A 21718-nucleotide genomic window follows, 5' to 3' on the forward strand; every position below is an offset into this window, starting at 1 on the left:
TTTCCGGAGCATCGCCATGCCCGTCGATTCCGCGCGCCTCGAAACCCTGACCGCCCTCAGCCGCAAGGCGCTGTGGCTGTCGTCATGGACCATCCACCACGCCAACCATATCCGCGCGAACGCGGACGGGTTGAAGGTCGGCGGGCACCAGGCCTCGTCGGCCTCGCTCGCCACTATCATGTCGGCGCTGTATTTCCATGTGCTGCGCCCTGAGGACCGCGTCGCAGTGAAGCCGCATGCGAGTCCGGTGTTCCACGCCATCCAGTATCTGTTCGGCCGGCAGAGCCGCGAGAAGCTGGAGAATTTTCGCGGCTTCAAGGGTGCGCAGTCCTATCCCTCGCGCACCAAGGACGTCGACGACGTCGACTTCTCGACCGGTTCGGTCGGCCTCGGCGTCGCGCAGACGCTGTTCGCCTCGCTGGTGCAGGACTACGTCAAGGCGCATGGCTGGATGAAGGACCGCCGCGAAGGGCGGATGATCGCGCTGGTCGGCGATGCCGAGATGGACGAGGGCAATATTTTCGAGGCGCTCGCTGAGGGTTGGAAGCACGGCCTGCGCAACACCTGGTGGGTGGTCGACTATAACCGCCAGTCGCTCGACGCCGTCGTGCGCGAAGGGCTCTGGGAAAAGTTCGAGACCATGTTCCGCAATTTCGGCTGGGACGTGGTCATCGTGAAATACGGCCGCCTGATGCGCGAGGCCTTCGCCGAGCCCGGCGGCGAGGCGCTGAAGAGGTGGATCGACAATTGCCCGAACGCGCTTTATGCGGCGCTGTGCTTCCAGGGCGGCGCGGCCTTCCGCAAGCATCTGCACGACGAGATCGGCGACCAGGGGCCGATCACCAAACTGATCGACAAGCGCAGCGATGAGGAGCTGCTGGCGCTGATGTCGAACCTCGGCGGCCACGACATGGCGAGCATGCTGGAAGCGTTCGAGTCCATCGACCACGACCGTCCGGTCTGCTTCATTGCCTACACCATCAAGGGCGTGGGCCTGCCGTTCCAGGGCCACAAGGACAACCACGCCGGCCTGATGACGGTCGCGCAGATGGAGAAATATCGCGAGAGCCAGAACATCCGCCCCGGCTACGAGTGGGACAAGTACGAGGGCCTCGCGCTGGCTCCCGCCGAGCTCGATGCCTTCCTTGCGCGCGTGCCGTTCAACCAGGACGGCCGCCGCCTGACCGCGCCGGTGGTCGAGGTGCCCGCGCAACTCGCCTTCAAGCCGGCGCCGCAGATGTCCACCCAGCAGGGCTTTGGCCTCGTGCTGAACGAGATCGCGCGCGGCGACAGCGAGCTCGCCAGGCGCATCGTCACGACCTCGCCCGACGTGACCGTTTCGACCAATCTCGGCCCGTGGGTGAACCGGCGCGGCCTGTTCGCAAACGCCGAGAAGGCGGACTTATTCCGCAGCGAGAAAATTCCGTCCACCTACAACTGGGACGCCTCGCCAAAGGGCCAGCATCTCGAGCTCGGCATCGCCGAGATGAACCTCTTCATCATGCTCTCGGCGCTCGGCCTGTCGCACCAGATCAACGGCGCGCGGCTCTTGCCGGTCGGCACGCTCTACGATCCCTTCATCGAGCGCGGCCTCGATGCGCTGAACTATGCCTGCTACCAGGATGCGCGCTTCATGGTGGCGGCGACGCCGTCAGGGATCACGCTTGCGCCCGAGGGCGGCGCGCATCAGTCGATCGCGACGCCGCTGATCGGCATGGCGCAGGATGGCCTCGCCTCGTTCGAGCCAGCCTTCGTCGACGAGCTCGCCGTGATCATGGGCTGGGGCTTCAATCACATGCAGCGCGATCCGGGCGAGGGCGGTTCCGTCTATCTGCGGCTCTCGACGCGCAGCATCGAGCAGGCGCAGCGGATCATGACGCCGGAGCTTCAGCAGGGCATCACCGACGGCGCCTATTGGCTGCGTAAGCCGGGCCCCAATGCCGAGCTCGTGATCGCCTATACCGGCGCGATGGCGCCCGAAGCGATCGAGGCGACCGGCTTCATCGGCGAGAGCCGGCGTGACATCGGGCTGCTCGCGATCACATCGGCCGACCGCCTGCATGCGGGGTGGACCGCAGCACGGAAATTGCGGCGTGACAGGCGCGGCGTGCAGCACCTCAGCCACATCGAGAAGCTGCTGGCGCCGCTGCCGCGCGACTGCGGCATCGTGACCGTGATCGACGGCCACCCGTCCGCGCTCGGCTGGCTCGGCAGCGTCCGCGGCCACCGCGTCGAGGCGCTCGGCGTCGAGCAGTTCGGCCAGACCGGCAGCATCGCCGACCTCTACCGCCACTACGGCATCGATGCCAACGCCATCATCGATGCGGCCGAAAGCCTCACCACCGGCGCGCCGGTGCTGCATCGGAAGATGGCGGTGTAGTTGAGGTAACTGCCCTGTCATTCCGGGGCGACGCGTAGCGTCGAGCCCGGAATCCATACTCCCGATCGTGGTCATGGATTCCGGGCCCGCGCCAAGTGGCGCGTCCCGGAATGACGCCTGAGGGAGCCTTGCCTCGTTCCCGCCATCGGCTCATATATCCTCCGTCCGCCGCAACGCTGGCCCCGCATATGGCGGGTTCAATTGCCGGCGCTTTCGTGCAAGGATGCCTGCCGAAACGCCCCCACCATGGCCCCAAGAAGAGGTTAACGATGGTCAATCGCATGCAATTCTACATCGACGGCGCCTGGGTCGATCCCGCCGTCAAGAAGTCCACCGCCGTGGTCAATCCGGCGACGGAAGAGGCGATGTACGAGGTTGCGCTCGGCTCCAAGGCCGATGTCGACAAGGCCGTTGCCGCCGCCAAGCGCGCCTTTGCAACGTTCTCCCAGACCAGCCGCGAGGAGCGCGTCGCGCTGCTCACGAAAATCATCGAGATCTACAAGGGCCGCCTCAAGGAGATCGGCGCTGCCGTCTCCGACGAGATGGGCGCACCGCTGCCGATGGCGGAGAAGCTGCAGGCCGGCGCCGGCCTCGGCCATCTCATGACCACGCTCGACGTGCTCAAGAACTATCATTTCGAGGAGCCGGTCGGCACCGCCATGGTGCTGCGCGAGCCGATCGGCGTGGTCGGCATGATCACGCCCTGGAACTGGCCGCTCAACCAGATCGCCTGCAAGGTCGCGCCCGCACTCGCCGCCGGCTGCACCATGATCCTGAAGCCGTCGGAGTTTACGCCAACCTCGGCGCTGATCTTCGCGGAAATCCTCCATGAAGCCGGCGTGCCGAAGGGCGTGTTCAACCTCGTCAACGGCCTCGGCCCCGAGGTCGGCGCCGCCATGAGCGAGCATCCCGATATCGACATGATCTCGTTCACCGGCTCGACCCGCGCCGGCATCGACGTGGCCAAGCGCGCCGCGCCGACCGTGAAGCGCGTCAGCCAGGAGCTCGGTGGCAAGTCGCCGAACGTCATCCTCGAAGGCGCCGACCTCACGAAGGCGGTGACCGGCGGCGTGATGCACATGTTCAACAACTCCGGCCAGTCCTGCAACGCGCCCTCGCGCATGATCGTGCCGCTGTCGAAGATGAAGGAAGTCGCCGCGATCGCGAAGGCCGTCGCCGACAAGACCAAGGCGGGCGATCCGCGCGCCGAAGGCACCACCATCGGCCCCGTGGTCAACCGCGGCCAGTGGGACAAGATCCAGGGCCTGATCAAGAAGGGCATCGACGAGGGCGCAACGCTCGTCGCCGGCGGCCCGGGCCTGCCCGAAGGCGTCAACAAGGGCTTCTACGTCCGTCCGACCATCTTCGCCGACGTCACTCCCGACATGACGATCGCCCGCGAAGAGATCTTCGGACCGGTGCTGACCATCATCGGCGCCAAGAACGAAGCCGACGCCGTGCAGATCGCCAACGACACGCCCTACGGCCTCGCCGGCTATGTCTCGGCCGACACGGTCGAGAGCGCCAAGCGTGTCGCCCGCCAGATCCGCGCCGGCAACGTCAACCTCCAGGGCGTGCCCAACGACCGCACCGCACCGTTCGGCGGCTACAAGCAGTCCGGCAACGGCCGCGAGTGGGGTAAGTACGGCCTCGAGGACTTCCTCGAGGTGAAGGCCGTCGCCGGCTTCAACGCGGCGTAAGGCTTAGCGCCTGAACCAACATGACGCCGGAGCGGGAAACCGCTCCGGCGTTTTTCGTTTGGTCTCTCTCCCGTCATTCCGGGGCGTCGCGAAGCGACGAGCCCGGAATCCATTTTGCCTCGGACGCTGCCGCACGATGGATTCTCAGATGCGCAATTGCGCATCATAGCTCGCGCCGAAGACGGCGCGCCCCGGAATGACGGAGGAGAGAGCTGCGCCTATCCCCCCAGCGCGCCTTGCGTGTTCACATACAGCGCGTAGATCGACTGGCTCGCCGCCATGAACAGGCGGTTGCGCTTGACGCCGCCGAAGCAGAGATTGGCGCAGCGTTCGGGCAGGGCGATGCGGCCGATCATGACGCCGTCGGGCGCGAACACCACGACGCCGTCGAGCTCGGGATCGCCCATGCCCCAGCCGCACCAGAGATTGCCGTCGATGTCGCAGCGCATGCCATCAGGCGTGCCGGGACCTGCGTCGATGTGCACGCGCTTGTTGGAGATCGTGGTGCCGTCGGCTGAGACGTCATAGGCGAGGATCTTGCGGTTCGGCACGCCGCGCGATTCCACGACATACAGAATCTTCTCGTCCGGCGAGAAGCACAGCCCGTTCGGCCCGAGCACGCCCTCGGCGACGATGGTCGCCTGGCCGGTTGCGGGATCGAGCCGGTAGACGTTCGGCTCGATCTCGGGCTCGGCCTTGTAGCCTTCGTAATTGCCGAGCAGGCCGAAGGTCGGATCGGTGAACCAGACGGAGCCGTCGGATTTCACCACGACGTCGTTCGGCGAGTTCAGCCGCTTGCCGCCGAAGGAATCCATCAGCACCGTGATGCTGCCGTCATACTCGGTGCGGGTCACGCGTCGCCCGCCATGCTCGCAGGTGACGAGCCGGCCCTGGCGGTCGCGCGTGTTGCCGTTGGCGAAATTGGAGGGCTTGCGGAACACCGAGACGGCGCCGGTCTCCTCCTCCCATTTGATGATGCGCTGGTTCGGGATGTCGCTGCACAGGAGATAGCGGCCGTCGCCGAACCACACCGGACCTTCGGCCCAGCGCAGGCCGGTCGTCAGCCGTTCCACCGCCGACAGTTTCAGCCAGTATTTTTCGAAACGGGGATCGAGTGCCTTTATCGCCGGATCGGGGTAATAGGTCGCCGGCCGCCAGCCTTGAGTGTGGGACGATGCATCGTTCATGTGCAGGTCTCGTTGTTGCGTTCCCTCTGTCCAAGTCTGCTAGCATCAGTTATCTACGGCCGCAAATCGGTCACCACAGGCGAGGGAAGACATGCCGCGTATTTTGATGACGGGAGCTTCGGGCGGAATCGGCACGAGCCTGCGAAAGCTGCTGCCGCCGATCTATCCGGATCTCCTGCTCTCCGACATCAAGCCGCCCGCCGATCTCGGCGCGAACGAAAAATTCAAGGCGGCGGATCTCGCCGATCTCGCGCAGTGCGAGGCGATCTGCGAGGGCGTCGACGGCATCATCCATTTCGGCGGCTATTCGGTCGAGGGCCCCTGGAACGACATCCTCCAGGCCAACATCATCGGCGGCTACAATCTGTTCGAGGCGGCGTACCGCAAGGGCGTCAAGCGCGTGGTGTTCGCCTCGTCCAACCACGCCGTCGGCTTCTATCCCCGCCACCACAAGATCGGGACCGATGTCACCCCGCGCCCCGATGGCCGTTACGGCGTCAGCAAGGTGTTCGGCGAGGCCGTCGGTGCGCTCTACGCCGACAAGCACGGCCTGAAGGTGACGTGCCTGCGCATCGGCAATTTCGGCGACATGCCGCTCGACCAGCGCCGGCTCTCGATCTGGCTGAAGCCCGACGACCTCGTGCAGCTCTGCCGCATCGGGCTCGAGCATCCCGACATCCATTTCGAGGTCTTCTACGGCGCCTCCCTCAACGAGCGCGCCTGGTGGGACAACCACCGCGCCTACGAATTCGGCTATCGCCCCACGGGACGCGCCGAGGATTTCCGCGAGCACGCGATGGCCGAGCAGGCCAAGCTGAAGCCGGATCCGGTCGGCGACCACTACCAGGGCGGCGCATTCTGCAGCAACGAGTTCGACGGCGATGCGAGCCGCATCATCGACTGGACCAAGCGCTAGCGTCGTTGCCTGGAGGAATGCAGGTGCGCTCTCCCGGCCCCGCTTGCGGAGCCGGGAGAAATTCACTCGTGCGGTGAGCGTTGGGATTCCCGGTGGGGCGGGCCAGACTGGTGGAGGGGCCCCATCCCGAGTTGACGCGCATACGATCGTGATGGCGGCAGATATCCGAACGGCTCCTTGCGACTAACGTCTGTGTGCACACCGTAGAGTTCCGGATTTCCGTTTTTGGAAATAGGCGTTCTATTGTCGGAACACGTCAACGTTTCTTCTATGCATTGCGTTGCGCGGAAGTGACCGCCCTTTTCATTCTAGCGATTGTGGAAGCAAGATGCGCAAGATGGTTCTGTCAGGGGCCGCGGTGTTGACTGTCGTTCTCGTCGCGGCAGCATCCTGGCCAACGCCACGTCCGGATGTGGATCGATTCGGGGACAGTGTCTACGAAACCATCTGGTTCTGGCGCATCCCGGCCTACGCCTACAATCCGGCCTGGCGCGTGCGCTGGATGTGGAGCGATCCGCTCCGCGCGCAGGCAAGATGCTGCCGGATCACGCCGCAGCCAGTGTCCGGACCGGACTTGCGGGTTCCTCCGGCCGGTCAGACGATCGCGCGCTTGGCGGGCAAGTAGAGCGGCTCGCTGATCAAGAGCTTCATGGGACCGCGCGCTGAAATTCGCGCTTTCCACCTTGCGTGTGAATCGCAAGGGCGCCGAGCGTCTGATACGATCTTGAGGCGTCCGGGTGCGTCGCACGCTGCTGCCAGGCAGGCGCGTGGTTCCAGATATCTTGCATTTCTCTTCAAATGAGTTCCTTGCTTTAAGCTTAACCAGAAACCTGATCTTCGATTTACAGAAGCAATTCACAGTTTACCTTGTTCTTGAATCGGCAATTCAAGGACGCCAAACAATGCGCCGCTTAGCGCCCAACCTATGTCTTGTTATTGTTCTGGCGGCATCCAGTTTCAGCGCGCATGCCGACGAGAACAAATCTGGCGGCAGCTCCGCGTCGCTTGTTCCCCGCGCCAGGATCGAATGTTCGCTCAAGCGCAAGCCCGGCGAACCTCTCGATCCCCCGTCAACGGCCGCCATTCCCCACGCGGAATCCTTCGTTGCGAGCGAGCATTTCAAGGAGGACATCACGCCGACCGCGCCTGTCAAGATTTCGTGGCTCGGCGCGACCTTTGCGCGCCGGTTCGCCGTCAAGGTCGAAGCCGCGGACGATACGTCTCTGCAGACGCATGTTTTGAACAATCCCTCGAATTCCGGGCAGATCCTCGGCGAGCTGGGCGCTCGCGCCGAGAGCAAACTTGCCGACATCTGGTGTCTCTTGAGGCTGCAGGCCAACGGCGAAAGCGGGGCGCTGCAGACCAGCTCCGCTCCCAACCTCTTCTTTGTCCGTGACGGCGCGGGCGATCTTGGCGTGGTTGACGCCCTGTGGGGTGGCGCGGGCTGGGAAATCGGGGCCAGTCCGGTCGGAAACCAACGGGCATGGACGTCAGGCACGCGCGTCTTCTCTCACTGACATCATCCGGCCCTCGCCCGGCCTCGGGACGTTTGACCGCCGCGCCTGTGGCCCTATCCCTCCGAAGGATCGAGCATCTCGCTGAGCTTGCGAACGGCGACATTGATCGACATGCCGAGGTAGTCGCCGGAATCGCCGAACCACGAGCCGGCCAGCGGCACGGCCTGCCCCGGATGCCGCGATATGGCCACCGGGATGAGGTCGAAGCCGGCGCTCAGGCTGTTCGTTGGATCGTAATCGAGCCAGCCGGCGCCGGGCAGGAATACCTGCACCCATGCATGGGTGGCGCCGGAGCCGGTCATCCCCACGGCGCCGCCGTCGAGCGCGGCGTCATAGAGATAGCCGCTGACGAAGCGCGCGGCAAAGCCGAGGCGGCGCAACGTCTCGATCATGAGCCAGGCGAAGTCCCGGCAGGTCCCGGATTTCGTACGCAGCGTCTCGCCGGGGGACTGGGTGCCTTCCGCATCTCTTCCGCGATAGCTGAACTCGCTGCGAAACAGGCCCAGCATCCGGCGCAGCACGTCGGCGGTCCGGTCCTGATCGCCGGCAACGAAGCTCTTGGTCCACGCCGCATGGCTGCCGTCTGGATCGTCGGCATGCGGACGCAGGTATCCTGCAAGATCGGTCCACTCATCCGGCGTGTACTGCACGGGGACTTCCTCGGCCCGCGGCTCCAGCGGAAACGTCTCCAGCCCCTTGACGCCGAAATAGATGCCGCGAACCTTGAAGGTGAAGGTCAGCTCGCTGCCGGGCTCGCTGAAGTCCATCACGGTGACGGCATTCGAGCGGGCGTCGGTGATCCAATGCACCTTTGATGGCAGACTGGTCGACGCGGACCAGCGAAGCAGCCGGGTGGAGGCGCCGCGCCGCGGCAGGAACATGGCCCGGTGCGTGCCGAACGTCACCGGCTTTGCATAGCGATAGGTCGTCGTGTGCGTGATCTCGCCGATGATCGCCATGCATCATCCCGCTTCGCGTTGCGGAGCTCGTTGAGCGCCGTCTCACCAGGAAGAGCAGCCTGCAGCTTTCCGCTCGGCTGCTTTGGCCCATTGATCTAGATCAACGTCGTTCCCGGCGTCGTCTGGCCCATCAAGCGATCACGCATTCCTTCAGACGTTTGATGTCTCGAATTGACCGAATGGAGCGATGGACATGAGCATCCTTTGGACGATCATCATCGGATTTCTCGTCGGACTGGTCGCGAAGTTCATCATGCCCGGCGATAAGTCCGAGCCCAGAGGGTTCATTTTGACCACGGTCCTGGGAATTGTCGGCGCGTTCGTTGCGACCTGGCTCGGCCAGGCCGTGGGATGGTACCGGTTCGGGGAGGGCGCCGGCTTCATCGGAAGCGTGGTCGGTGCCATCATCCTCCTGTTTCTGTACGGCCTTTTCATGAGTCGTCAGGGGCGCGCCTGATCGATCCACATGATCGGCCGAGCATGAAAATCAAACTGCCAGCCGTCGCGTTGCTCGCACTAATCGTGTCAGGGCCGGCGCAGGCCGCGACGCTCAGCGAGGCCGAAGCAACGTTCCTCGACCAGCTCGTCACCGCATCCGCGGTGCTGGAGCAGCGATGCACCGGCTATGAGGTCGATGGTGCCGGCAGCGTTCAACTCGGCGCCCGACTTCTCGGCAGCCCTGATGCCGCGATGGCGATGATCGACGCCTATGCTGCGGCCATCAAGGCCCATGACGGCGAGAGCTACGATCCCGGAAAATTCCGCCCAGAGGTGGCCGAGTCCGCCGGAAGGACATTCAGGCGGGTCCGGACGGACTTGATCAGGAATCCGAAACGGGCCTGCGCCGGTCATGGCGAGACCAGCGTGGCGCGCGGCCTGTTGAGACGGTACTGAATGGTCATTGCGCGCCCGGCGACGAGCGAAGCGCGTCACCGAAATCAGCCGCTGGCGATGTCGCGGCTTATCTTTTGCAACCGCGCGAAAGCTGCCCACGCTTTTGGATATTCGGCGTGTCTTGAATCGATCGAGAGCAGCGCGCGGCATGCCTCGTTGATGTCCTCCGGTGATGGGCGCATCGAAATGTCGGCCGACGACTCCGCCTGCTTCCAGCGGTCCTCGACGTCTTTCGCCAGGGCCAGTGCTTCGGACGGGGTTCGTTTCCGGGTTGATCTCGCCAATGCGTGATCCGGAGGAAATGTGGGCCACGCGGCCGGAGGTCGATCGGCTTGCCACTCACTCTCCTTGGCAACCCCACGGTTCGCGGTCGGGCTTGGTGGCTGTCCATTTGCAGCATCAGGCGGAACGGTCCGGGCGGCCAGCTCGCGGACCTGCTGCTCCATTGTGCCGCCAGATGACGATCCGCCCGCCGACGGTGCAGGCGTCGTCAGGCCGGGTGCAACCGACATGTGCACGTCGGGGGCGACTTTCTGAACGGTTCTGACGACCGACGACACGCCGGGTGACAGAGCCGGCCGCTGCTGCACGACCTTGTCCTCTTCGGTGGGGCAAGGTCGGTATCCCGAATGCTGATGCGTGATCCGTCCGTCGTCATCGATGCGGGCAAAATCAATGGCCACGGTATAGACGAAAGCGGTTCCGATGGACTGGCCGGACTTGTCCCTTGCCTCGACACCGCCGCAAACATACCTCGCCGCGCCGGCGTCAATTGAACGCAATGCGCTGAATTTGGCCGAGTCCGGATCGATCAGCGCTTTTCGGACTGCTGCGCGCGCTTTCATATGTTCCGAGGAGAACGTGCTGATCAAGACGTCCGGGTTGATGAAAGCGGGTTGGTAGTACCACACATACTCCCCGGCAAAAAATGCTGCGCCAAAGGCCGTTGCGATCAGGAGACCAGGTACATTCATGCGATTGCTCCGGGCAATGGAACCCGGCGTGGTTGTTATTTGTTCCAGAAACCATTTGGGATAGAGTCCTCTAACAACCCGTTAATTGGTTGAGCGATTGAGCAGCTTCTACCAGAAGATTATCAACTGGTTGGATGAGTTCCGCCGGGTTCCATTGCCCCGGCGAGTGGTTCATCCTTCTCCGCATCGGCTGTTGCTGCGCCGGCGGGCCGACAGGCGCACGCGCTAGCGCTCGGTTTCGCCAGAAATCCGCGCCAGATAATCCGACTTGCTGAACTGCATGTGATCGACGCAGAGCTGCGCCAATGCCCAGCTGTCGCGGCCCTTCAAGAGCTCGATCATCAGCTCGTGCTGGCGCCGCGATTGCGCGAGCCCGTCGCGGTCGGCGAGGTTCTTGGCGCGCATCGGCAGCGTCAGGTTCATGTAGTCCTGGAGCGAGCGCACCAGATAGGGATTGCCGCAGGCGGAGAACAGCGCGAGGTGGAAGGCGTCGTTGGCTTCATGGATGCCGCGCAGGTCCTGCACGTCGGCCTTGGCGCAATATTGCCGTTGCAGCGTGGTCAATTCGTCGATCAGGCCTTGCGGCGCGGGCAGGGGGATCATCAGCGCGGCCTGCCGGGTCAGCATCTCCCGGACCTCATAGATCTGCCGAACCTCTTCTGCCGAATAGAACCGCACGGTGGCGCCGACATTCTTCTCGCGGCGGACGATGCCGCGCCGCTCGGCATCCACCAGCGCCTGACGCACGAAGTGGCGCGAGGTGCCGTAAGCCGACATCAGCGCGTCCTCGGTCAGGCGCGCGCCGGGCGCAAGGCGGCCGAAGATGATGTCCTCCTCCAGCCGCGCGACCACGTCGTCCGGATCGTCGCGCCGGACCGTCATGGCGTCTGCGGTGTGAATGTCGGACATCCTCTCAGCCTTCAGCACCGGGCCGGTCCGTCCTGTGGAGCAGGGAAGGGGAGGATTGTCAATAATTTGTGTCGCGGGCGGTGCCGGGAGCCGGAAATTGCCACCATAGGCGCCGGCGTTATTGACAATCAGGGGGTAGCCTGTACGACAATGGCAAGGTGAATGGAGTGGCATGATGACGAGTGGCTTGCGCAAGGGTCTGACGAGCTATGGCGATGCCGGCTTCTCGCTGTTCCTGCGCAAGGCGTTCATCAAGGCCATGGGCTATTCCGACGACGCGCTGGAGCGCCCGATCGTCGGCATCACCAACACCTACAGCGACTACAATCCCTGCCACGGCAACGTCCCCCAGATCATCGAGGCCGCCAAGCGCGGCGTGATGCTGTCGGGCGCGATGCCGTTCGTGTTCCCGACCATCTCGATCGCCGAGAGCTTTGCGCATCCGACCTCGATGTATCTGCGCAATTTGATGGCGATGGATACCGAGGAGATGATCCGGGCACAGCCGATGGATTCGGTGATCGTGATCGGCGGCTGCGACAAGACGCTGCCTGCCCAAGTCATGGCCGCGATCAGCGCCGATCTGCCGACCGTTGTCATCCCGGTGGGGCCGATGGTGGTCGGCCACCACAAGGGCGAGGTGCTCGGTGCCTGCACCGATTGCCGCCGTCTCTGGGGCAAATATCGCGCCGGTGAAATGGACGATGCCGAGATAGAGGCGGTCAACGGCCGCCTCGCGCCGTCGGTCGGCACCTGCATGGTGATGGGCACGGCCTCGACCATGGCCTGCATGATCGAAGCGATGGGCCTGTCGCTGCCGATGAGCGCGACGATCCCCGCGCCGCATGCCGAACGCTTCCGCCTCGCTGAGGCGAGCGGCAGGGTTGCGGCCGAGATGGCCAAGACCAAGGGCCCGAAGCCGAGCGAGCTCTTGACGCCGGCATCCTTCAAGAACGCGCAGGTCGTGCTCCAGGCGATCGGCGGCTCGACCAACGGCCTGATCCATCTGACGGCGATGGCGCATCGCTCGCCGCACCGGCTCGATCTCGAAGTGTTCGACCGGATCGGCCGCGAGGTGCCGGTGCTGGTCGATCTCAAGCCGTCGGGCGAGCACTACATGGAGCATTTTCATCACGCCGGCGGCGTGCCGAAGCTGCTGGCGCAGCTCGGCGATCTCGTCGATCTCGATGCGAAGACCATCACCGGCCAGACGCTGGGTGATATCGCGGCGAATGCGGAAGACGTGCCCGGCCAGGACGCGATCCGTCCGCGCAATAATCCGATCAAGAAGGAAGGCGGCCTTGCCGTCCTGCACGGCAATCTCGCCCCGCGCGGTGCCGTGATCAAGCAATCGGCTGCGAGCCCCAAGCTTTTGCAGCACACGGGGCGCGCGGTGGTGTTCGAATCCGTCGAGGAAATGACCTTGCGGGTCGACGATCCCGATCTCGACGTGACTGCCGACGACGTGCTGGTGCTGCGCAATGCCGGCCCGAAGGGTGCGCCAGGCATGCCGGAGGCGGGCTATCTGCCGATCCCGAAGAAGCTCGCGCGCGGCGGCACCAAGGACATGGTGCGCATTTCCGACGCGCGGATGAGCGGCACGGCGTTCGGCACCATCGTGCTGCACATCACGCCCGAGTCCGCCGTCGGCGGGCCGCTGGCGCTGGTGAAGAACGGCGACATGATCCGGCTCGATGTTGCCAGGCGCAGCATCGAGCTGCTGGTCGACGCCGCCGAGATGGAGCGCCGGCGCGCCGCCTTGAAGCCGGCGGCGGCGCCCGAGGAGGCGCGGCGCGGCTACGCCTGGCTGTTCAACGAGACCATCATGCAGGCCGACGAGGGCTGCGACTTCGATTTCATGCAGAGGACTGGGAAGCAGACCGAGAAGGGGTGACCAACCACCCGAACGAACGCCCAGACCGCTGAAGCGGCGGGCGATAAAACAGGGGGAAACGATGATTGCACGATCCATGCGTGGGTTGGCGGTTCTGTCCGCCATGCTGTTCGTCACGGCGGCCGGGGCGCAGGAGGTGAAGCATTATCGCTTCGCCTACGACCAGCCGCGCAACACCGGCTATTCGATCGCGGGCGACCTCTTTGCCGACAAGCTCAAGGAATTGAGCAAGGGCACCATGATCATCGACCAGTATCCCGGCGCGCAGCTCGGGCAGGAGCCGCAGGTGCTCCAGCTCGTCAAAGCCGGCGACGTCGAGTTCGCCATCATCTCCTCGGCCAACACCGCGACGATCTCGCCGCAGGCCGGCGTGATGTCGCTGCACTTCCTGTTCCGCGACGAGAACCACGTCGTCAAGGGCCTGGCCGATCCCCGCGTGTTCGAAGCGCTCAAGACCATGATCGACGAGACCACGCAGGGCCTGCACGTGATCGCGACCGGCTCGCAGGGCGTGCGCCATATGTACAGCAGGCGGGAAATCCACAATGTCGGCGACGTCAAGGGCCTGAAGGTCCGCGTCCAGGCGACCGCGACCGAAGACCTGATGTTCCCGGCCTATGGCGCCCAGACCGTGCACATGCCGTTCGGCAGCGTCTACACGAGCTTGCAAACCGGCGTGGTCGACGTCGCCGAGAACAGCATCAACGTCTACCTCGTCAACAAGCACTACGAGGTCGCGCCGGTCCTCAACATCACCGAGCACGAAGCCAACAACGCGCTGGTGTTCATCTCCGACAAGCTCTGGCAGAGTCTGTCGGCGGAGCAGAAGGGGTGGGTGCAGGCGGCGGCCAACGAGATCAGCACCAAGGAGCCGCAGAAGGCGTTCGATCTCGAGCGCACGGCGGCCGACAAGCTGAAGAAGATGGGCGTCAAGATCGTCGACAATGTCGACAAGAAGAGTTTTACGGCAATCGCCGATCCCTATCTCGACAAGCTCGCCAAGGAGCTCGGCCCGCATGCCGAGAAGATCAAGAATTTGATCCGGTCGGTTAACTAACGTGATGCCGGAAGACGGTGCGCTCCTTCTCCCGCTCGCGGGAGAGGGTAGGGGAGAGGGTGTCTCCGCGGAGAGACTCCCAATGAGGAGGCAGCCCTCGCCCGGCGCTCCGCGCCGACCTCTCCCGCAGGCGGGAGAGGTTCACCCAACCAGCAGTCGCCGATTCAACTGAAGCATTCTGCACTAGGCCCGGGACGACGGGGACGTAAATGGCCATCGCCGACAAACTGCTCGTTCAGCGCCAACGCCACCTGAAATGGCGCGGGCTCGACTGGCTCGAGCTTGCGCTGATGATCCTGTGCGGCGTGCTCTGCTTCGGCTTCTCGCTGTCGGTGACCGCCGACATCGTCACCCGCACCATCGGCCATCCCTGGCTGTGGCTTCAGGAAGTCACCTCGACTCTGTTCATCTACGCGATCTTCGTCGGCACGGCGGCCGCGACGCGGCGCAACGATCACCTCTATCTCACTGCCATATCCGAGGCGATGCATGGAACGCCACGGCTGATCGTCGAAGTCATCATCCGCCTGGTCGTGCTCGGCGTCGCCTTCTGCCTGATCTGGTACGGCTACCAGAACTATCTCCGCGGCTTCGGCAGTTTTCGCCTGCCGTCGGGCACGCCGATCGCTTCGCTCTACGCGATCATCCCGCTCTCGGGCGTGCTGATCGGCCTGTTCACCATCGAGCAGCTCGTCAACGGCCTGCGCAACGGCTTTGACCATCCCGAGCCGCCGGGCGAGGATGCCGCGCCCGGCCTTACAGAGGCGCAGATGAGGGCGCAGCCATGAGCGCACCTGTCGTCCTGGCGTTGATGTCGATCTGCTTCCTGTCCTTCGGTTATCTCGGCGTGCCCGTGCCGTTCTCGCTGATGGCCGGCGTCTTCATCGGCGCGATCCTGTCCGACGTCTCGCTCGCCGCCATCATCCAGAAGATCTTCGACGGCGTCGATTCCGAGGCGCTGCTGGCGATCCCGTTCTTCCTGCTGGTCGGCGAGCTCATGAGCTCGGCCAATGTGGTCGTGCGGATCGCCAACCTGTCGGTGTCGTTGGTCGGGCACATCAGGGGCGGGCTGTCCCAGGTGGTCGTCGTCTTCAGCATGTTCTTCTCGGAGATGTCGGGCTCGACCACCGCCGACGTTGCGGTGATGAGCCGCGCGCTGGGCGGCCCGATGAAGCGCGAGGGTTATGAGCCCGCTTTCATCGCCGCGATCATCGCATCCGCCTCGACGATCGCCGCGCTGGTGCCGCCGAGTATCACGGCGGTGGTCTATGGCGCGGTCGGCAACGTCTCGATCGCCGGCCTGTTCATGGCTGGCGTGGTGCCGGGCCTGATGATCGGCATCGGCCTGATGATCTACTGCTACTTCTTCGGCCCCTCCGGCCTGCGCAAGCCGCGCGCGCCGCTGCGGCAGGTGGTGTTCGCGGCCGGCGATGCGGCCCTGCCGCTGATGATCCCGGTGATCCTGCTAGGGGGCATCTTGACGGGCTGGTTCACGCCCACCGAAGCCGGCGTCGTCGCGGTGGCCTGGATCGTCCTCGTGGTCATCCCCGCGCTCAACCGCGGCCACTTCAGGAAGATCCCCTATGATTTCTGCCTCGCCGGGCTGATCTTCTCGCTGCCGCTGATCACCATCGGCGCCGCCAACGCCTTCGGCTGGATGCTCGCTTACTTGCGCGGCGCCAGTTACATCGCCGAATTGATCACCTCGATCGCGGGTCACGATCCGCACCTGATCATGCTGCTGATGGTGCTGCTGTTCACCGTGGTCGGCGACTTCATCGAGCCGGTGCCGACCATCATCATCTTCATGCCGCTGGTCAACACGCTGACCGAGGCGGGCGACATCAATGCCGTGCATATGGGGGTGGTGCTGATCGCCACGCTCGCCTTCGGCCTGATCACGCCGCCTTATGGTTTGGTGCTACTGATGGCGTCGAAATTCGTCGGCATCAGCTTTGCCAAGGCCCTGCGCGCCGCATTGCCGATCTATGTGGTATTCCTGGCGACGATCGCGTTCGCGATCTATTTCCCGAGCGTCGTGCTGTGGCTGCCGCGCCACGTGCTGCCGGAGTCGGTCGGCTGCTTCAAGTCGCCGGCGGGGACGGGCTATATCTGTCCGCAGTAGCGCTACTTGCCCTTGCTCGTGAATTTCTTCACGGCGAGCCGAAACTCCTCCGTGTTCATCGCCATGATGATCTTGTGCTCCTCGGCGTCGAGCTGCTGTTTCACTGGCGTGGTGGCCGCCTGGTAGACCAGCGACTTGGTGCCGGCGATCGCGGCAGGCGGGTTCTGCGCCAGACGCTCGGCGAGCTGCCGCGTCGCCGCCTTCAGCTCGGTCGCGGGAACGATCTTCGCGACCAGGCCCCATTCATGGGCCTGCTGCGCGGTAAAATTGTCCTCCGACAGGAAGATCTGGAGCGCGCGGCGGGAGCCGACCGTGCCGACGATGCCCACTGTAGAGCCGCCGTCCGGCGACACCCCGATCTTGGCATAGGCCGGCGTGAATTTGGCGTCCTCCGCGGCGATGCAGAGATCGGTGACGAAGGCGAGGCCCATGCCGGCGCCGGCGGCCGAGCCGTGGACGCTGGACAGCGACAGCTTCGGCATGCGCCGGATCGTCTCGATGAAGGCGTGATAGTGCTTGAGCAGCTCGCCGACGACAGGCGTCACCGTGCCCGCTTCGGCCGCAGCTCCAATCGTCTGCAGATCGCCGCCGGCCGAGAAGGCGCGGCCTTCGCCCTCGATCACCAGAACCCGGATGGCGTCGTCGCCCTCGATATAGGAGGCGAGCTGCTCGAGCTTTTGCGCAATGGCAAGGTTGATCGAGTTGAACGCGGCGGGGCGGTTGAGCGTGATGGTCGCGATCGGGCCGTCGATCCGCAGCAAGGCGGGATCGTCGGGTTGGGAGATGGGAGCTGGCATCTTGGAAATCCCCGGCATGAGGTCGTTCGTGCAACTAAATCGCAGAAGGCGAGGGGAGACAATCCCCGCGCGCCGCTCTTGCGCAAGGCGGAACGATAGGCTCAAATGGGGCCGCCTTCGTTGAGGGACGGACACGAGCGCCGGCTCCTCCTAGGCTAGCCAAGCCAATATCAGCATGAGAGGAGACGACATGGGTCACGCTCGTGTCTCCGGAAGTGGGCTGTTCCAATGACTGGCGGTCCGGTGATCATTGTCGGTGCCGGCCATGGCGGCTACCAGGTCGCGGCATCCCTGCGGCAGGCGGGTTTTTCCGATCGCGTCTGCCTGATCAACGACGAGGCGCATCTGCCCTATCAGCGGCCGCCTCTGTCCAAGGCGTACATCAAGGGTTCGGCCGGGCCGGAGAGCCTGATGTTCCGGCCGGAGAAATTCTATGCGGATCAGAAGATCGAGCTGATCGCGGGCCGCGCGGTCTCGATCGACCGCGCCGGGCGCAAGCTGCATCTCGCATCGGGCAAGATGCTTGATTACGGCCACCTCGTGCTGGCGACGGGTGCGCGCAACCGGCTGCTCGATCTGCCCAATGCCAATCTGCCCGACGTGAAATATCTGCGCATCCTCGACGACAGCGAGGCGCTGCGAAAGATCATGCCGTCGAGGACGCGGGTGGTGGTGATCGGCGCCGGCTTCATCGGCCTCGAATTCGCAGCGACGGCCCGGATCAAGGGGCTGGAGGTCGACGTGCTCGAGCTCGCCCCGCGCGTGATGGCGCGCGCGGTGACCCCGGAGGTCTCGGAGTATTTTCAGGCGCGGCATCGTGAGGCCGGCATCCGCATTCATCTCGGTGTGCAGGCAACCAGTATCGAGGCCGAGGACGGCAAGGTCACCGGCGTCTCCTTGAGCGACGGAAGGCATCTGCCCGCCGACCTCGTCGTGGTCGGCGTCGGCGTGCTGCCGAACATCGAGCTCGCGGCCGAGGCGGGGCTGCCGGTTGCTGCCGGCATCATCGTCGACGAATATCTCTCGACGGCCGATCCCAACATCTCGGCGATCGGCGACTGCGCGCTGTTCGCAAGCCCGCGCTTCGGCGGCTCGCTGCGGCTGGAATCGGTGCAGAACGCCACCGATCACGCCCGCTGCCTCGCGGCCCGGCTGACCGGCGACCGCAAGCCTTACGACAGCCATCCCTGGTTCTGGAGCGACCAGGGTGACGACAAGCTCCAGATCGCGGGCCTCACCACCGGCTACGATCGCGTCGTTCTGCGCGGCGATCCCGCCAAAAAGGCGTTTTCGGCGTTCTGCTACAGGGGCGACAAGTTGGTCGGCATCGAGTCCATCAACCGCGCCGGCGATCACATGTTCGGCCGCAGATTGCAGGGCATGGACCGCTCGATCACGCCGGAGCAGGCCGCGGACGAGAGCTTTGACCTGAAGAGCGCGCTGGCGTGAACTCTACTCCCTCTCCCCGCAGGCGGGGAGAGGCGGAGGAAGCGCCACGCTCTACAGAGCCGCCGCCACTTCCGCGGCCGTCGGCATCGACGGCCCCGCGCCCATGCGCTGCACGCTGATCGAGGCGGCGGCGTTGGCGAAGGCGAGCGCCGTGCGCAGGGGGACTTCGTCGGCGAGTTGCGCCGCGAGCGCGCCGACGAAGCAATCGCCGGCGCCGGTGGTGTCGACCGCCTTCACCACGCGGCCGGGCACCGCAAACTCCTGGTCGCCGGCGAGGGCGAGCACGCCGCGCTTGCCGAGCGTGACGCAGATGGTCTGGTCCTCGCGCGCCTGAAGCTGCCGCGCGACCTGGATGATCCGCGCGGCCTCGTCGTTGTCGGACAGCTCGGTGCCGGCGAGGAAGCCGAGCTCGGTCTCGTTCAGCACGAGGATGTCGACCAGCTCAAGCAGCTCGCGGCCAAATTTTTGTGCCGGCGCCGGGTTCAGCAGCGTGGTGGCCTCCGCAGTCCGCGCCCGGTGGAAGAAGGCGGCAATCGTGGGGAGCGGAATCTCGAACTGGCTGACGGCGACGTCGCCTTTGACGAGCGGGACGACACTGACGTCGTCGGCGCCGACCAACGCATTGCTGCCGGGAATGACGACGATGGTGTTGTCGGCCGCCGCGACCGTGATGATGGCGGTGCCAGTGTGCGCCTGCGCCGTCTCCTGAACGTAGCCGAGATCGATGCCCTGACCGGCGAGGAACGCCCTCAGCTCGGCGCCGAATGAATCCTTGCCTAGGCGGCCGATCAGCGTGGTCCGGGCGCCGAGCCGCGCCGCCGCGACGGCCTGGTTGGCACCCTTGCCGCCGGGGAAATACAGCACCTGCTTGCCGGCGACGGTCTCGCCGACTTTTGGATGGCGGTCGGCCGTCGCCACCACATCCATGTTGATGCTGCCGGCGACGTAGACGCGCCCCATTTGAACCTCTGCGAAGACTAGGCCTTGACCTCGAACTCGTGCCTGACCTTGGCGATGTCGACAAGGGTCGGCAAGCCGGCCTCGTTGCCGAGGCGCTGGATCTTGAAGGTGGAGGCGGCGCGGGCGAAGTCGAAATGCTCGCGCCAGCTTTTGCCGGGATGGGCGAGGTAGGAATAGACATAGGCGCCGTGGAAGACGTCGCCGGCGCCGTTGGTGTCGATCACGCGCTCACGCGGGATCGGCATCGCCGGCATGATCTCGACCGTGCCCGTCTCATTGTACCAGAGCAGGCCCTTCTCGCCCATGGTGACGCCGCCGATCTTGCAGCCGCGGCTCTTGAGGTAATCGAGCATCTTCTCCGGCGTCAGGTCCATCTGCTCGCACAGGCGCTCGGCGACGATGGCGACGTCGATGAATTCCAGGAGCTCATGCGTGTTGGTACGCAAGCCGCCGCCGTCGAGCGAGGTCAGGATGCCGGCCTCGCGGCAGACTTTTGCATAGTGGATCGCCGCATCGGGCTGGTGGCCGTCGATGTGCAGCGCGCGGCAGCCGCCGAGATTGAGGATCGGGAACGGATGGATGTGCTCGTCGTCGCGGCAGCGGACGATGGCGCGCTTGCCGTCCTTGGGCATGATGAAGGACAGCGAGGACTGGTTCACCTTTCGCGCATGCAGCGAGATCGCGTATTTCGCGCACATGTCCTGGAACATGCGCCCCAGCCAGTCATTGGCCGCCGTGGCGATCAGGTCGGGCACGATGCCGAGCTTGGCGCAGCAGAACGCCGCCGTCACCGCATTGCCGCCGAAAGAGACCGCGTAGTCGGTCGCCACGTGCTTCTCGTCGCCGGTCGGCATGTGGTCGGTGAGGAAGACGACGTCGATATAGGTCTGTCCGATAAAGAGAGCCTGCATTGGTTGTCCGTGATGCGCTGGGTGGTCCCGGCCGGCTGCTTACCTTAGCACCGCTTCGGCGGGAGCCAAAAATATTCGCAGAGCCAAAATATTTGCAGAGTCATGGCGATAGGCGCTTGAGGTCGGTATGGGGCCGGAATACGACCGTGGCAGGGCCAGCGTTGCCCGGGCAGAGCCGACGCCCCCAGGACGTTCGGTTCCGGCTCCGTCGGGAGGGAGGGAACATGATCACCGGCCTCGATCACGTCGTCGCTTTGGTCAGGGATATCGGTGCAGCCAAGGCGGCCTATCAGACGCTGCTCGGCCGCGCGCCGGCCTGGCAGAACTCGGGTGAGGGGGCCGACCGGGTGCTGTTCACTCTCGAGAACATGACGATCGAATTGATGGCGCCGAGCGGTTTCAGCGTGACCGCCGACCGGATGCGCGCGCTGCTCGACGACCAAGAGGGCGTGCTCGCCAGCCTGTGCTTTCGTGTCGCAGACATGAGCAGGATGCACCGGCGGCTGGAGCGGGTGGCCCTGAAGCCGGATCCGGTTGCCGAGGTCGAAAGCAGCGATTCTGAATCCGATGCCGTCCTGCATTGGAAACGCACGCGCGCAGCCACCGAACTCACGCGCGGCGTGCGGATGTTCTTCCTCGAGCTTGCCGAGGAGCGCCCCAGATCGGTCGCGACCGACATCGCGCCGATCGACGCGCTCGACCACGTCGTGATCACCACCGAGGATTCCGAGCGCGCCGCCGCGCTCTATGGCGCGCGGCTCGGGCTTGATCTCGCGCTCGACCGTTCGCACCAGGATTGGGGCCAGCTGATGTTCTTCCGCTGCGGCGACCTCATCGTTGAGGTGGTGCGCCGTCCTGTGGCGGGCGGTGACCTCGCGCATGACCGTCTCTGGGGCCTGAGCTGGCGGGTCGCCGACATCGACGCCACGCGCGCCCGCCTGATCGCGAGCGGCCTCGACGTCACCGAAGTGCGCAACGGCCGCAAGCCGGGCACGCGGATCATGACGGTGAGGAACGGCACCTGCGGCATCCAGACGGTGCTCCTGGAGCGGTCGCCGAAGCCGGCGGATTGAGATGGAGTCATTCCGG

20 protein-coding genes are annotated in these 21718 nt (G+C 64.9%); 13 read left to right on the forward strand and 7 right to left on the reverse strand.

Translation table 11 applies throughout. The annotated features are described in order from the left end of the window. The first annotated feature begins 16 nt into the window (after nt 1-16). Complete coding sequence (locus WN73_RS43120) at nt 17-2380, forward strand: transketolase (RefSeq protein ID WP_011085599.1); 2364 nt, start codon at nt 17-19, stop codon at nt 2378-2380. Between the two features lie 269 nt (nt 2381-2649). Further along, a complete protein-coding gene (locus tag WN73_RS43125) occupies nt 2650-4080 on the forward strand; it encodes an aldehyde dehydrogenase family protein (protein WP_028174796.1) in 1431 nt (476 codons plus the stop codon). A 218-nt stretch (nt 4081-4298) separates the two neighbouring features. Here the strand turns inward: WN73_RS43125 and WN73_RS43130 are convergent, their stop codons facing one another. After that, nucleotides 4299-5267 carry an SMP-30/gluconolactonase/LRE family protein gene (locus tag WN73_RS43130; protein WP_028174797.1) on the reverse strand — a complete coding sequence of 323 codons (969 nt, stop codon included), beginning with the start codon at nt 5265-5267 and terminating at the stop codon, nt 4299-4301. A gap of 91 nt (nt 5268-5358) precedes the next feature. Here WN73_RS43130 and WN73_RS43135 point away from each other — a divergent pair, with 91 nt between their 5' ends. The 3 genes from WN73_RS43135 (at nt 5359) to WN73_RS43145 (ending at nt 7700) form a co-directional block, all read left to right on the forward strand. After that, nucleotides 5359-6183, forward strand: a complete 825-nt coding sequence (locus tag WN73_RS43135) for an NAD-dependent epimerase/dehydratase family protein (protein ID WP_271558339.1) — start codon at nt 5359-5361, stop codon at nt 6181-6183. A 328-nt stretch (nt 6184-6511) separates the two neighbouring features. Then, entirely contained in the window at nt 6512-6808 is a 297-nt protein-coding gene (locus WN73_RS43140; protein ID WP_028174799.1) for a hypothetical protein, read from the forward strand. 112 nt (nt 6809-6920) lie between these two features. Further along, nucleotides 6921-7700: a hypothetical protein gene (locus tag WN73_RS43145; protein ID WP_028174800.1), complete on the forward strand. Its 780-nt coding sequence runs from the start codon at nt 6921-6923 to the stop codon at nt 7698-7700. A gap of 53 nt (nt 7701-7753) precedes the next feature. Here the strand turns inward: WN73_RS43145 and WN73_RS43150 are convergent, their stop codons facing one another. Further along, nucleotides 7754-8659 carry a transglutaminase family protein gene (locus WN73_RS43150; RefSeq protein ID WP_271558341.1) on the reverse strand — a complete coding sequence of 302 codons (906 nt, stop codon included), beginning with the start codon at nt 8657-8659 and terminating at the stop codon, nt 7754-7756. Nucleotides 8660-8852: 193 nt separating this feature from the next. On the opposite strand from WN73_RS43150, the gene WN73_RS43155 reads away from it, so the two are divergent. Together WN73_RS43155 and WN73_RS43160 are read left to right on the forward strand one after the other, a co-directional pair. Next, the gene (locus WN73_RS43155; RefSeq protein ID WP_028174801.1) at nt 8853-9116 is read left to right on the forward strand and encodes a GlsB/YeaQ/YmgE family stress response membrane protein; all 264 of its coding nucleotides are present in this window, start codon (nt 8853-8855) and stop codon (nt 9114-9116) included. 23 nt (nt 9117-9139) lie between these two features. Further along, nucleotides 9140-9553, forward strand: coding sequence for a hypothetical protein (locus WN73_RS43160; protein WP_028174802.1), 414 nt, complete (start codon nt 9140-9142; stop codon nt 9551-9553). A gap of 44 nt (nt 9554-9597) precedes the next feature. On the opposite strand, the gene WN73_RS43165 is transcribed toward WN73_RS43160, so the two are convergent. Both WN73_RS43165 and WN73_RS43170 read right to left on the reverse strand, forming a co-directional pair. Next, entirely contained in the window at nt 9598-10527 is a 930-nt protein-coding gene (locus WN73_RS43165) for a hypothetical protein (protein WP_028174803.1), read from the reverse strand. Between the two features lie 225 nt (nt 10528-10752). Further along, nucleotides 10753-11436, reverse strand: a complete 684-nt coding sequence (locus WN73_RS43170) for a GntR family transcriptional regulator (RefSeq protein WP_028174804.1) — start codon at nt 11434-11436, stop codon at nt 10753-10755. Nucleotides 11437-11611: 175 nt separating this feature from the next. Between WN73_RS43170 and WN73_RS43175 the strand changes: the two genes are divergently transcribed. From WN73_RS43175 to WN73_RS43190, 4 genes are all read left to right on the forward strand, one after another. Beyond that, entirely contained in the window at nt 11612-13330 is a 1719-nt protein-coding gene (locus WN73_RS43175) for an IlvD/Edd family dehydratase (RefSeq protein WP_039185017.1), read from the forward strand. 61 nt (nt 13331-13391) lie between these two features. Further along, nucleotides 13392-14387, forward strand: a complete 996-nt coding sequence (locus WN73_RS43180) for a TRAP transporter substrate-binding protein (RefSeq protein ID WP_011085611.1) — start codon at nt 13392-13394, stop codon at nt 14385-14387. A 209-nt stretch (nt 14388-14596) separates the two neighbouring features. Then, entirely contained in the window at nt 14597-15175 is a 579-nt protein-coding gene (locus WN73_RS43185) for a TRAP transporter small permease (protein WP_028174806.1), read from the forward strand. Next, a complete protein-coding gene (locus WN73_RS43190) occupies nt 15172-16512 on the forward strand; it encodes a TRAP transporter large permease (RefSeq protein ID WP_028174807.1) in 1341 nt (446 codons plus the stop codon). Before WN73_RS43185 ends, WN73_RS43190 begins: the two co-directional genes overlap by 4 nt. Nucleotides 16513-16514: 2 nt before the next feature. Here WN73_RS43190 and WN73_RS43195 read toward each other — a convergent pair whose 3' ends face one another. Beyond that, a complete protein-coding gene (locus WN73_RS43195; protein WP_028174808.1) occupies nt 16515-17309 on the reverse strand; it encodes an enoyl-CoA hydratase/isomerase family protein in 795 nt (264 codons plus the stop codon). Nucleotides 17310-17537: 228 nt separating this feature from the next. Here WN73_RS43195 and WN73_RS43200 point away from each other — a divergent pair, with 228 nt between their 5' ends. Then, nucleotides 17538-18758 carry an NAD(P)/FAD-dependent oxidoreductase gene (locus WN73_RS43200; protein ID WP_028174809.1) on the forward strand — a complete coding sequence of 407 codons (1221 nt, stop codon included), beginning with the start codon at nt 17538-17540 and terminating at the stop codon, nt 18756-18758. Between the two features lie 51 nt (nt 18759-18809). On the opposite strand, the gene rbsK is transcribed toward WN73_RS43200, so the two are convergent. Both rbsK and WN73_RS43210 read right to left on the reverse strand, forming a co-directional pair. After that, a complete protein-coding gene (gene rbsK, locus WN73_RS43205; protein ID WP_271558347.1) occupies nt 18810-19718 on the reverse strand; it encodes a ribokinase in 909 nt (302 codons plus the stop codon). A gap of 17 nt (nt 19719-19735) precedes the next feature. Next, the gene (locus WN73_RS43210) at nt 19736-20629 is read right to left on the reverse strand and encodes a sugar kinase (protein WP_271558349.1); all 894 of its coding nucleotides are present in this window, start codon (nt 20627-20629) and stop codon (nt 19736-19738) included. A 224-nt stretch (nt 20630-20853) separates the two neighbouring features. Here WN73_RS43210 and WN73_RS43215 point away from each other — a divergent pair, with 224 nt between their 5' ends. Then, entirely contained in the window at nt 20854-21702 is an 849-nt protein-coding gene (locus WN73_RS43215; RefSeq protein WP_028174812.1) for a VOC family protein, read from the forward strand. The last annotated feature ends 16 nt before the right edge of the window (nt 21703-21718 follow it).

The sequence above is a fragment of the Bradyrhizobium sp. CCBAU 45394 genome (genome assembly GCF_028128655.1).
In the GTDB taxonomy this organism is placed as follows: Bacteria; Pseudomonadota; Alphaproteobacteria; order Rhizobiales; family Xanthobacteraceae; genus Bradyrhizobium; species Bradyrhizobium diazoefficiens.

Excerpts from the sequence above, each read along its gene's own strand:
- WN73_RS43120 (WP_011085599.1), top strand. The coding sequence starts at position 17 with ATGCCCGTCGATTCCGCGCGCCTCGAAACCCTGACCGCCCTCAGCCGC.
- WN73_RS43125 (WP_028174796.1), top strand. The coding sequence starts at position 2,650 with ATGGTCAATCGCATGCAATTCTACATCGACGGCGCCTGGGTCGATCCC.
- WN73_RS43130 (WP_028174797.1), bottom strand. The coding sequence starts at position 5,267 with ATGAACGATGCATCGTCCCACACTCAAGGCTGGCGGCCGGCGACCTAT.
- WN73_RS43135 (WP_271558339.1), top strand. The coding sequence starts at position 5,359 with ATGCCGCGTATTTTGATGACGGGAGCTTCGGGCGGAATCGGCACGAGC.
- WN73_RS43140 (WP_028174799.1), top strand. The coding sequence starts at position 6,512 with ATGCGCAAGATGGTTCTGTCAGGGGCCGCGGTGTTGACTGTCGTTCTC.
- WN73_RS43150 (WP_271558341.1), bottom strand. The coding sequence starts at position 8,659 with ATGGCGATCATCGGCGAGATCACGCACACGACGACCTATCGCTATGCA.
- WN73_RS43155 (WP_028174801.1), top strand. The coding sequence starts at position 8,853 with ATGAGCATCCTTTGGACGATCATCATCGGATTTCTCGTCGGACTGGTC.
- WN73_RS43160 (WP_028174802.1), top strand. The coding sequence starts at position 9,140 with ATGAAAATCAAACTGCCAGCCGTCGCGTTGCTCGCACTAATCGTGTCA.
- WN73_RS43165 (WP_028174803.1), bottom strand. The coding sequence starts at position 10,527 with ATGAATGTACCTGGTCTCCTGATCGCAACGGCCTTTGGCGCAGCATTT.
- WN73_RS43170 (WP_028174804.1), bottom strand. The coding sequence starts at position 11,436 with ATGTCCGACATTCACACCGCAGACGCCATGACGGTCCGGCGCGACGAT.
- WN73_RS43175 (WP_039185017.1), top strand. The coding sequence starts at position 11,612 with ATGACGAGTGGCTTGCGCAAGGGTCTGACGAGCTATGGCGATGCCGGC.
- WN73_RS43180 (WP_011085611.1), top strand. The coding sequence starts at position 13,392 with ATGATTGCACGATCCATGCGTGGGTTGGCGGTTCTGTCCGCCATGCTG.
- WN73_RS43185 (WP_028174806.1), top strand. The coding sequence starts at position 14,597 with ATGGCCATCGCCGACAAACTGCTCGTTCAGCGCCAACGCCACCTGAAA.
- WN73_RS43190 (WP_028174807.1), top strand. The coding sequence starts at position 15,172 with ATGAGCGCACCTGTCGTCCTGGCGTTGATGTCGATCTGCTTCCTGTCC.
- WN73_RS43195 (WP_028174808.1), bottom strand. The coding sequence starts at position 17,309 with ATGCCAGCTCCCATCTCCCAACCCGACGATCCCGCCTTGCTGCGGATC.
- WN73_RS43200 (WP_028174809.1), top strand. The coding sequence starts at position 17,538 with ATGACTGGCGGTCCGGTGATCATTGTCGGTGCCGGCCATGGCGGCTAC.
- rbsK (WP_271558347.1), bottom strand. The coding sequence starts at position 19,718 with ATGGGGCGCGTCTACGTCGCCGGCAGCATCAACATGGATGTGGTGGCG.
- WN73_RS43210 (WP_271558349.1), bottom strand. The coding sequence starts at position 20,629 with ATGCAGGCTCTCTTTATCGGACAGACCTATATCGACGTCGTCTTCCTC.
- WN73_RS43215 (WP_028174812.1), top strand. The coding sequence starts at position 20,854 with ATGATCACCGGCCTCGATCACGTCGTCGCTTTGGTCAGGGATATCGGT.